Annotated in this window: 9 protein-coding genes; 7 read left to right on the top strand and 2 right to left on the bottom strand. The window is 58.2% G+C overall.

Going from position 1 to position 9,605, the window contains the following annotated elements; all coding sequences use genetic code 11:
• Positions 1-931: 931 nt before the first annotated feature.
• From accB to QEH57_RS14430, 4 genes are all read left to right on the top strand, one after another.
• Positions 932-1,387: an acetyl-CoA carboxylase biotin carboxyl carrier protein gene (gene accB / locus QEH57_RS14445; protein WP_309007459.1), complete on the top strand. Its 456-nt coding sequence runs from the start codon at positions 932-934 to the stop codon at positions 1,385-1,387.
• 88 nt (positions 1,388-1,475) lie between these two features.
• Positions 1,476-2,831 carry an acetyl-CoA carboxylase biotin carboxylase subunit gene (gene accC / locus QEH57_RS14440; RefSeq protein WP_309007458.1) on the top strand — a complete coding sequence of 452 codons (1,356 nt, stop codon included), beginning with the start codon at positions 1,476-1,478 and terminating at the stop codon, positions 2,829-2,831.
• 113 nt (positions 2,832-2,944) lie between these two features.
• Positions 2,945-3,385, top strand: a complete 441-nt coding sequence (locus QEH57_RS14435) for an Asp23/Gls24 family envelope stress response protein (RefSeq protein ID WP_309007457.1) — start codon at positions 2,945-2,947, stop codon at positions 3,383-3,385.
• A 29-nt stretch (positions 3,386-3,414) separates the two neighbouring features.
• Complete coding sequence (locus tag QEH57_RS14430; protein ID WP_309007456.1) at positions 3,415-3,948, top strand: hypothetical protein; 534 nt, start codon at positions 3,415-3,417, stop codon at positions 3,946-3,948.
• Position 3,949: 1 nt separating this feature from the next.
• Here the strand turns inward: QEH57_RS14430 and QEH57_RS14425 are convergent, their stop codons facing one another.
• Positions 3,950-5,482, bottom strand: coding sequence for a hypothetical protein (locus QEH57_RS14425; RefSeq protein WP_309007455.1), 1,533 nt, complete (start codon positions 5,480-5,482; stop codon positions 3,950-3,952).
• A gap of 75 nt (positions 5,483-5,557) precedes the next feature.
• Between QEH57_RS14425 and thiE the strand changes: the two genes are divergently transcribed.
• The 3 genes from thiE to QEH57_RS14410 all read left to right on the top strand — a co-directional run bounded on the left by thiE (position 5,558) and on the right by QEH57_RS14410 (position 8,276).
• Positions 5,558-6,208 carry a thiamine phosphate synthase gene (thiE, locus tag QEH57_RS14420; protein ID WP_309007454.1) on the top strand — a complete coding sequence of 217 codons (651 nt, stop codon included), beginning with the start codon at positions 5,558-5,560 and terminating at the stop codon, positions 6,206-6,208.
• A gap of 120 nt (positions 6,209-6,328) precedes the next feature.
• Positions 6,329-7,384 carry a LacI family DNA-binding transcriptional regulator gene (locus QEH57_RS14415; protein WP_309007453.1) on the top strand — a complete coding sequence of 352 codons (1,056 nt, stop codon included), beginning with the start codon at positions 6,329-6,331 and terminating at the stop codon, positions 7,382-7,384.
• Positions 7,385-7,454: 70 nt separating this feature from the next.
• A complete protein-coding gene (locus QEH57_RS14410; protein WP_309007452.1) occupies positions 7,455-8,276 on the top strand; it encodes a glycoside hydrolase family 16 protein in 822 nt (273 codons plus the stop codon).
• A gap of 93 nt (positions 8,277-8,369) precedes the next feature.
• Here QEH57_RS14410 and QEH57_RS14405 read toward each other — a convergent pair whose 3' ends face one another.
• Entirely contained in the window at positions 8,370-9,605 is a 1,236-nt protein-coding gene (locus QEH57_RS14405) for a glycoside hydrolase family 2 TIM barrel-domain containing protein (protein WP_309007451.1), read from the bottom strand.

Here is a 9,605-nt window from a genome sequence, read left to right as displayed (position 1 = left end):
TCATGTTTTAATAGAATTGATTGGGGTCACAATCAATCACGCTAAATAAATTTCAAAGAACACCCGAGTTAACGGGGAAAGAGTCCATTCACTCACCACTTAAACTACCTCGCCTTAACGTTTCGTTTTCGTGACTTCTAATGAACGGAGGCCGAACACTGTCTTTTTCGTTTCGCTAATCAAGAACTTTTTTCAACTTTCTTTCGGTCTTTCAAAATTTACATTTTGAAGAAAACCAGACGAGCGAGATTTAAAGAACAGGAGCACGGATAGTGCTTTTATCGAATCAAGATTCAAGTCGTTTTTTCAACTTTTTCTCGTGGCGATAAATTCGATCCAACGATCAAACAAGTGAGTATTTAAAGAACGAAAGAGTCGGCACAGTGCCGAGCCTCATTGCTTAATCAAGCTGTTTTTTCAGAAATCTTGAATTAACCAAATCAGACGATTTGAGGTTAAGATTGTACTTCGGAATAACCGGACTCGATCAAAGAACAGAGCCGGCACAGTGCCGATCTGACCCCCCAAATCAAGCTGTTTCTCGAAAAAGTTTTTAACAACCGAAGGTGCTTAAAACGGAATCGAAAAGGACAATCCGGATACTTGAAAAAGAACGAAGTTGCGGACCCTGCCCTATCGGTCGCGCGAATCAAGCGTTTAATGGAAAAACGTCAAAGTTCTCGAAGATCGCGGCCCGCCAAGGCCCCACCCTTCAAAGATCAACGCAGAATAGACCTTATATATATTGTTGCAGGGAGGCAGCCCGTGCCGAGGCCTCCTCCTGCTCCCATTCGCGCTCGCCAAGCAACTATTTTTCAACAAAGTCACCCAGAACGCAACTAACCGGATATCAACTAGACAGTTGCATGTTCCGCAAAACAAAGTAACAGACCTCCCTTCTTTAACTAGCGAACAACTAACCCTCAGAGCTTTGGACATCAAAGAAATCAAGCAAATCGTCGACCTAATGAAGCGGTCAGACCTGACTGAATTCTCCGTCGAGGAAGAACAATTCAAGCTGCGCATCAAGCGAGCGACCGAAACTCAAGCGCAACCCCAGGTTGTCAGCTACGCGGCGCCCGCCCCCGCAGCGCCAGCCGCTCCGGCAGCCAGCGCGCCAGCGCCCGCCGCGGCGCCAGCAGCCGAAGACAAGTCGACCTACATCACCTCCCCGATGGTTGGCACCTTCTACTCTGCGCCCTCTCCGGAGAGCCCCGCCTTCGCCAAGGTAGGCGATTCCGTCAAGGAAGACAGCGTGGTCTGCATCATCGAAGCGATGAAGATCATGAACGAAATCCAAGCGGAAGCCAGCGGCACCATCGCCGAAGTTCTGGTCGAGAACGGCCAACCCATCGAGTTCGGCCAAAAGCTCTTCCGCCTCGCGTAACCTAGTAGCTTCCGCCCAACGGCAAGCATTCCCAAGAGTCGAGCCACACCGGTTCGGCTCGCAGTTTTTCCCAGCAAACACCTTCGAAATGGAGAAAGTACTAATCGCCAACCGCGGTGAAATCGCGCTTCGCATCGTTCGCGCCTGTCGCGAACTAGGAATCAAATCCCTCGCCGTCTATTCGGAAGCGGACATCGAATCCCTTCACGTCCAACTGGCGGACGAGGCGATCTGCATCGGCAAGGCCCCCAGCTCAGAAAGCTACCTCCGCGCGGACCGCATCCTCAGCGCCGCCGAAATCGCCGACGTGGACGCCATCCACCCCGGATACGGCTTCCTTTCGGAAAACGCCGACTTCGCCGAGCAGTGCGAATCCTGCAACATCAAGTTTATCGGCCCTTCCGCCGAGGCCATCCGCAAGATGGGCGACAAGGCAGTGGCCAAGGAAACCGTACAGAAAGTAAACGTGCCAGTTTGCGGCGGCTCCGACGGTGTCGTCGCCGATGAAGAGGCAGCTTCCAAAATCGCCAAGAAAGTCGGCTACCCAGTCATCATCAAAGCGGTAGCCGGAGGCGGGGGCAAAGGCATGCGCATCGCCCACAACGACGTTTCCCTCCGCAAGGAATTCCACATCGCGCGCAACGAAGCCGAAAAGGCTTTCGGAAACGGAGCGGTCTACGTCGAGAAGTACATCCAGAACCCGCGCCATATCGAGTTCCAGGTCCTCGCCGACTCCCACGGCAACGTGGTACACCTCGGTGAACGCGACTGTTCGGTACAGCGCCGCCACCAGAAGCTCATCGAAGAAGCTCCCTCCCCTTTCCTCTCGGAAAAGCTCCGCAAGGAAATGGGCGACGCCGCCGTACGCGCCACCAAGGCCGCCAATTACGAAGGCGCCGGCACCATCGAGTTCCTGGTGGACGACAAGGGCGGCTACTACTTCCTCGAGATGAATACGCGTATCCAAGTCGAACACCCGGTCACCGAGGAAGTCACCGGCATCGACTTGATCAAGCAACAGCTCCTGATCGCCCAGGGAGAAAAGCTCTCCTTCAAGCAAGAAGACATCGTCATCAACAAGCACGCCATCGAGTGTCGCATCAATGCGGAAGACCCCGCACGCGGCTTCATGCCGAGCCCTGGCTGCATCGACCTCTACTATGCCCCAGGCGGCCACGGCGTGCGCGTCGATTCCCATGCCTACGGCGGCTACATCATCCCCCCGTACTACGACAGCATGATCGGCAAGCTGATCACCTACGGGGCGAACCGCGAAGTCGCCATCCAGCGCATGTACCGCGCCCTCAACGAGTACCTGATCCGCGGAATCAAAACCACCATTCCGCTGCAGAAGGCAATCATCAGCGATCCCGATTTCCGAGCCGGCAAGGCGACCACCAAATTCATGGAGGACTTCATGGCCCGAAACCCTAAGTTCGACTAAGCAGCGAAGGAAAACTGTTTCCGGAAATTTCTAGCTTCTTGAAACACAAAGCCTTTCGCGCGACTCTCAGGTAAGTTCCTTCACTCTTAACTCTTCATCCCTACTTCAAAACCATGGACCAACAAGAACCCAGCATCGAGATCGGCGACGATCAGGATGGAACCCTCGGCCAAATCAAGGTCAACCACACCGTAGTTGCCACCATCGTAAAGATGGCAGCCACTAGCGTAAAAGGCGTCGTCGGAGTTGGCGGCAGCTTCATCGAAAACGTCTCCGCCCTCTTCTCCAGCAAGGACTACGACAAGGGCGTGCGCGTTTCCGAAGACGAAGCCGGCAACTACCTCATCGAACTGCGCGTCCACATGGAGTACGGAGTCGAACTGGCCAAGACCGCTGAAAACCTCCAGCTGATCGTCGGCAAGCAAGTCACCAACATGACCGGCAAAACCGTGGCCGCGGTGGACGTCATCATCGAAGGCGTGAAGATGCCCGAAGAGGTTGCCGCTTCCCGCAAGGCCGCCGAAGAGGAATCGAAAAGCTCCCTCTCCGACTAGCCAGCGAAACCAGCTACCCATTCCCAGACGTGGACTCGTTCAAGGATCTGATAAGCCAACTGACGCCGCTCCAAATCGGAGTGGCTTCCGTCGCGTTCATTTTCCTGCTCATCGGTCTACGCCTGGTTTTCAAAAAACCGCCCGCCCACCTCACCGCCTTTAGCGGCGAGGCCGGCAGCGTCCTCGTCTCCCGCAAGGCCCTGCAAGAGCTCATCCGCTCCGCCTGCCTGCTCGACGAGTGGGTGGAAGCGGCCCGGCCCACCATCCGCCTGCGCGACAACAAGGTCACCGCCCGCGTCGAGATCCGTCTCACCAAGCCGGAAGACCTCAAAGCCATCTGCGAACGCGTACAGGCACACATCACCGCCCTGCTTCAAAAATCTCTCAGCTTCGACCAGATCGGACAAATAGAGATCGTCGTTAAGAGCTTCGGGAAGGAAGCCGCCGAATCCGAGGCAATCCCCAGCGCCAGCAGCCTTCCTGCCCCCGAGACGCGCAAACGCGACGCTATCTCGCCGAAGGAGCCCACTCGCCCTTCCGACGAAACTCCGCCTCGCCCTTAGCCTACCTCATCCGGTAGGCCCGGACACGCTCCGTCACCTCTCCCAGCAATTCCCAGTTCTCGGGATAGCGCTTCAGGATCGAGTCATCGCGTTGCTCCTCAAAGGCATGCAAGATCGCGACCACCGGAACATCCCTCTCCCCCGCAGCAAAGCGCAAGCCTTCCCAGTCAAGATCCCGCTTCGCGAGGTCCCAACGAAAAACCGGGAAGTCCGTGTAGTAATAGAACGCCCCGCTTGGCTGCATGCAGACCACCAAGGTCCCGGCCTCCAAGTTTCCCTTCGCCCAGGAGCACTCTTCCGCGTAACGACGCTCGAACGCCTGTTCGCCAAAGATGTTCAAGCGCTCCTGCCAAAAAAGCAAAGCGAGCATCGCGGCCACCGCCAAACCAGTCGCTAGCCACCCTTGCTGCTTCCTTCCCATGCCGAAGCCTACCGACCTTTCCTCGAACCAGCACGCCGACAGAAGAGCCAGCGCCGGAAGGCCGACCAACACAAAGCGCAGGAACCACCACGTCTGGCTGGTAAAGAAATAGAACCCGTAAAACACGAAAACCGGCGCCGCCCATGCCAATAGCAGGCGCGTTCGCCCGCTCCTCCACTTAAACGCCCCCATGAGGGCGGTCGGCGCCGCCAAGGCAAACAAGGCATAGAGCAGCGTCTTAGCGTAGTGCAAAAGAGTCGGCAGCCCATTGCTCCAGGAGAACCAGGACCACAAGTCTCCGTAGCCGCTGGCAAACGGACTCCCGTACAGCGTCCAGTTGCTCCATCCGAAGAGCGCCAGAGCCGGCGAACCGCCCAGGCCGGTCCAGAAAACCTTAACCAAGCTTACCCGCATCTCAAGAAACGCCACCAGTACCGGCAGAAAGAGCAGAACGTTCGACGGTCGCGTCAGAACCGCCCAGCCAAGCAAGGCGCCGCATAGCAAGGCAGCGACATTCGAACTGCGAGAACGCAAGGCCAACCAGACCAGCCAGATCGCTTGGCAGCTCGCCAGGGCATCCGACATCGGGATCAGCGAGCTCCAGAGCAACAAGGGGGAGCTCGCCATCAAGGCCACCGCATAAAAACGCCACGACGCTGCCAGCCCAAGCTCCGCGGCCAAGGTCCACGTTCCTAGGCAGACAAGCATCGCCACCACGGCATACACCGCACGCAGCCCCCACTCCGATCCGTGCAAGCCGCCGAGCGACAAGAGCAAGGGCAGACCGATCGGGTAAGTCGGCGACAGCCGATCCGTCTCCAAGCGATAGCCAAAGCCCAGCGGCTGAAACAAAGACTGCGGCAACGCCGCGAACCCGTCTCCCTCCGGCACTCTAAGCTCCTCCAGCACGCGCCCCTCCTCCAAGATACGAGCATAGTTCAAGTAGCCGCTGGCGTCCGCCGCCCCAGCAACCGGCACCATCTTCCAGAAAACAACCGCACCCAGCAACAGGGACAGAAACGCCGCCCCGCAAAACCAGCGAAAATCGCCGCCAGCCTCACCGTCATCCCCAAAATCGCCCCTCCGACTTTCCGCATTTCCTGATTTTGACATTCCAAGCACAGACTGATCCCTTAGCCGCTCGACTGACGCTAGAAAAGCAGAATGATCCAGCCCTTCCTTGAATCAATGAACACCTCCCTCGCCAACTCGACCTACTACGGCATCCTCGACACCGGCTACGTCGCCCCCGAAAGCTGGACCGCCAAATACCAAGCCCTCGTCTCCGGAGGAGCCAGCATCGTACAAATTCGCGCCAAGGGCTCGACCGAGGCCGAACGCTACCAACTCACCGAGCAAATCGTCGCGCATCGCTCAAACAGCTCCGCCCCGCAACCTCACCTCATCATCAACGACGATATCGACCTCGCCCTGCGCTACCCCGGCCTCGGTCTGCACGTAGGACAGGACGACCTCTCCCCGGAGGCAGCTCGCGACCGCCTCGGCCCCGATCGCCTGCTCGGCCTTTCCACTCACTCCCCCGAGCAAGCGACGGCCGCCATGAACCTGCCCGACGGAGTCCTCAACTACTTCGCAGTCGGCCCCATCTTCGCCACCCAAACCAAACCCACCTACGTCCCCGTCGGGCTCGAATTGATCAAATTCGTCGCAGCCCAAAAACCGAGCCTGCCCTTCTTCTGCATCGGAGGGATCAACCGCAGCAACATCCCGCAAGTCATCGCAGCCGGCGCTTCGAGGTTCGTAACCGTATCCGACGCGCTCTGCGCCCCCGACACCGCTGCCGCCGTTCGCGAAAGCATCCAGCTGGCCAAAGCCTAAAAACAGCGGAGCCCCCTTTTGGATTGCATCAAATTGCATCTAACAAAGAATACCGGAGCTCCCTTTTTTATTGAGGCTTAACACCCCTGGCAAGTGCCAAAACGTCCACCTCTTCCCACCATGGCCAAACTGAACCAAAAGTACATCGCGGACCAGCTCAACCTTTCCCGCACCACCGTCTCCCGCTGCTTCACCAACCACCCTAAAATCAATCCGGAGACACGGGCCAAGGTCTTCCGGCTAGCCGCCGAAATGGGCTACTCCTACTCGGCCCAACGCGGCGGCAACAACGTCAAACTGCAGGGACGCAAGAAGCTCGCCGTCATCGTGGGCATCAGCGAGGCCCAACGCTCAAAAATCGACATCAAGACAGCTGAGGCGCTGCTCACCGGCATCACCGAAAAAGCCGCCATCGAAAAGCTCGAGGTCGAAGTCTTCTACGTCGACCCCCAAGAGTTCCTCCCCCAGCCCCGCGCTCGCCAAATCATCAAAGGCGTCAGCTGCCTCGACTGGAAAGGGGCCATCATCATCTACCCGCTCAAGGAAGAGGCCGTGTCCAATATCATGGCCAAGTTCCCCACCGTTTCCGTCCTGGAAGACTACGACGACTGCGAGGTCGACTGCATCCATCCAGACCAAATCCGCGGCGTTTCCCGCATCATGCAACACCTCGCGCAGCTGGGACACAAACGCATCGGTTTCCTCAGCTGGAAGTACGCCGTCAACACCCCTTGGGTGGAGCGGCGCCTCGGCGCCTACGTCGAAAACCTCTATCGCTTCGGACTGGATCTCGATCCGGAAATCATCCTCAACCTGCGACTCGAAGAACAGCTCCCGCTCGACGAGCTGGACCGGCTCGCCGCAGAATACACCCGTACCAAAGGCGTCACCGCTTGGGTCTGCGCCGCCGACCACCAAGCCTACCACTTGCAGGAATCCTTCGAAAAGCTCGGCGTCTCGGTCCCGGAAGATTGCTCCATCACCGGCTTCGACGGCCTGACCCCGCCTCCCGGGAAAAAGCTGCTCACCTCCGTGCGCATCCCCTTTCGCGATATCGGAATTTCCGCCGTGAGCTCCCTCATCCGCAAGATCGACCACCCCAACACCAGCCGGCGCAACGTGCAGGTCTCAGGCGAATTCGTTGCCGGCGAAACCTCCGGACCTCCCCGCAACTAAGGCGCCTCCGAACTCGGGCTAATTCGTTTTTTGCTTGTTTTAGTTGCATTCTTTTGCACCTTAATAAGCAATGAAAAAACACCCCGTATCCCAATGGCTGCCGAACGGCCTTCTACTCCTTTGCGCGGCAAGCGCCATGACTGGTTGCACAGCGAGCGAGGAAGACTGGACCTTGGTTTGGTCCGACGAATTCGAGACCGACGGCCTCCCCGACTCCCAAAAGTGGACTTACGACGTGGGCGGCCACGGCTGGGGAAACAAGGAGCTGCAGTACTACACCGAGGCGGAAGCCAAAAACGCCCGCGTCGAAGACGGCATCCTCATCATCGAAGCCCACAAGGAAAACCATGAAGGTTCCGACTACACCTCCGCCCGCTTGGTGACCCGCGAGACGCAAAGCTGGACCTACGGACGCTTCGAAATCAGAGCTCGTCTCCCCGAAGGACGCGGCACCTGGCCCGCCATCTGGATGCTCCCGGTCGACTGGAACCTCGGATCCGGCAAGTGGCCCGACGTTGGCGAACTCGATATCATGGAGCACGTAGGCTACGAAGTCGGCACCGTCCATGCGTCCGCCCACTCCAAAGCGTACCAATGGCAAGCCGGCACCCAGAAGACGGCCACCGTTTCAGTGCCTGACGCGACCGAAGCCTTCCACACCTACTCCCTCGAGTGGGACGAAACGGAGGTAAAGGCCTTCGTCGACGGCGAACTCTTCTTCACCTTCCAGAACGAAGGAAAAGGCTGGGAATCCTGGCCCTACCAACGCGACTACTACCTGCTGCTCAACGTAGCCGTGGGAGGGCTTTGGGGAGCCGCCAAGGGCATCGACGAAGATCGCTTCCCCCAACGCATGGAGGTCGACTACGTCCGCGTTTACCAAAAGCAGTAAAGCCTTCAGAAACCTTCCCGCAAGTCGCCCCGCCGAAAGGTCGGCTTGCCCTCCCCAAACACAAAAGCCTGCGAAGAACCTGGGAAAAAGGATCTAACCCTCCACCCAGAAGGGGAAATTCGCCGTCGCAACCCAACGATCGCCCGAGCGCAGCTCCACATACAAACGGTAGCAACCGCCGGCAAGCGGAGCAGCGAAACACACTCGGCCCTCGCCGAGCTCCTCGAACCGGGTCTCGATTTCCTCCGAAACCGCTTCGCGATCGCCCCCCATCTTCTTGTCTTCGCTTTCGCAGGCGATCGACCACCTCGCCGACTCGGATACGAACCGACCTCGAGCAAGCTCGCACTCCGCCTCGACCCAATCCCCCGCCTTCACCGTCACGCTCTCAGTCACCTCCTTCGAGGCGAGGCGCAAACTGGAGATCTGCGGACACGCCCCCGCTTCTCCCTTCAGCGACCAAAGCGACGAAATGGCATCCACCGATTCCGTGGCTCGACCTTCCTGGTCGAAAAGCCCGTACCAGGTCGGCGTCCGCTCCTGCTTGTTTCCCCAAAGAAAAATATAGCTGCCGAGACATTGACCGTGGCTACCGTTCAGCCGCTGATACCGACGCCGCACCTGCGCCGCCTTTTCAGTCGAAGTCGGCTCAATCTCCGCTCCCCAGGCGGTCTGACGCACTTCCCAATGCCCATTGGCCCCCCACTCCGTGACCAAATACGGACGCGTCCAGCCGATGGTATCCAACTTGGACTGCACCAGCTCCAGGTCCCCATAGGAATTAAAACTGACAAAATCGACCGATGGACACAACGCCTCGATACACTGCAGCGCCGCCTCGTCCACCGAAGCCAGCACCGTCATCACCGGACGCAAAGGATCTACTTCCTTAATGAAAGACGCCACCTCCTCGACCGCCTTCCAAACCTCCGGACTCACCTTCGAGACGCCCAATTCCAACTCATTGCCAACCCCCCAGACCAACAGCGACGGCTCCGAGGCGAGCCACAGCACTTGCTTCTTGATCTCCTCCAGTTGAGCCGAACGGGCCGCGGCATCCGAATAGTCGAATCCTTGACGCGGCGGAACCATCCAAAGCCCGGCGCACAAGGAGAGCCCGTAGCGACGGATCTCCGGCAATGCCTTCTCCGTTTGGTCCATTCCCCAAGTACGCAAGGAATTGCCCCCCGCTTCCGACAACTCCCGCACATGTTCGTACCCGGCCGCCCCCTTGACGAAAAACGGAACCCCGTCTCGAAAAAGCGAATACCCGCTTTCCGTCTTTCGGACCTCCACGCGAGCTGGCCTATCGCTACCGATCAAGGACAT

The organism is Pelagicoccus sp. SDUM812005, assembly GCF_031127875.1.
Lineage (GTDB): Bacteria > Verrucomicrobiota > Verrucomicrobiia > Opitutales > Opitutaceae > Pelagicoccus.
The sequence above is the reverse complement of the archived record's forward strand: the minus strand, read 5'-3'. Positions and strand labels throughout refer to the sequence as shown.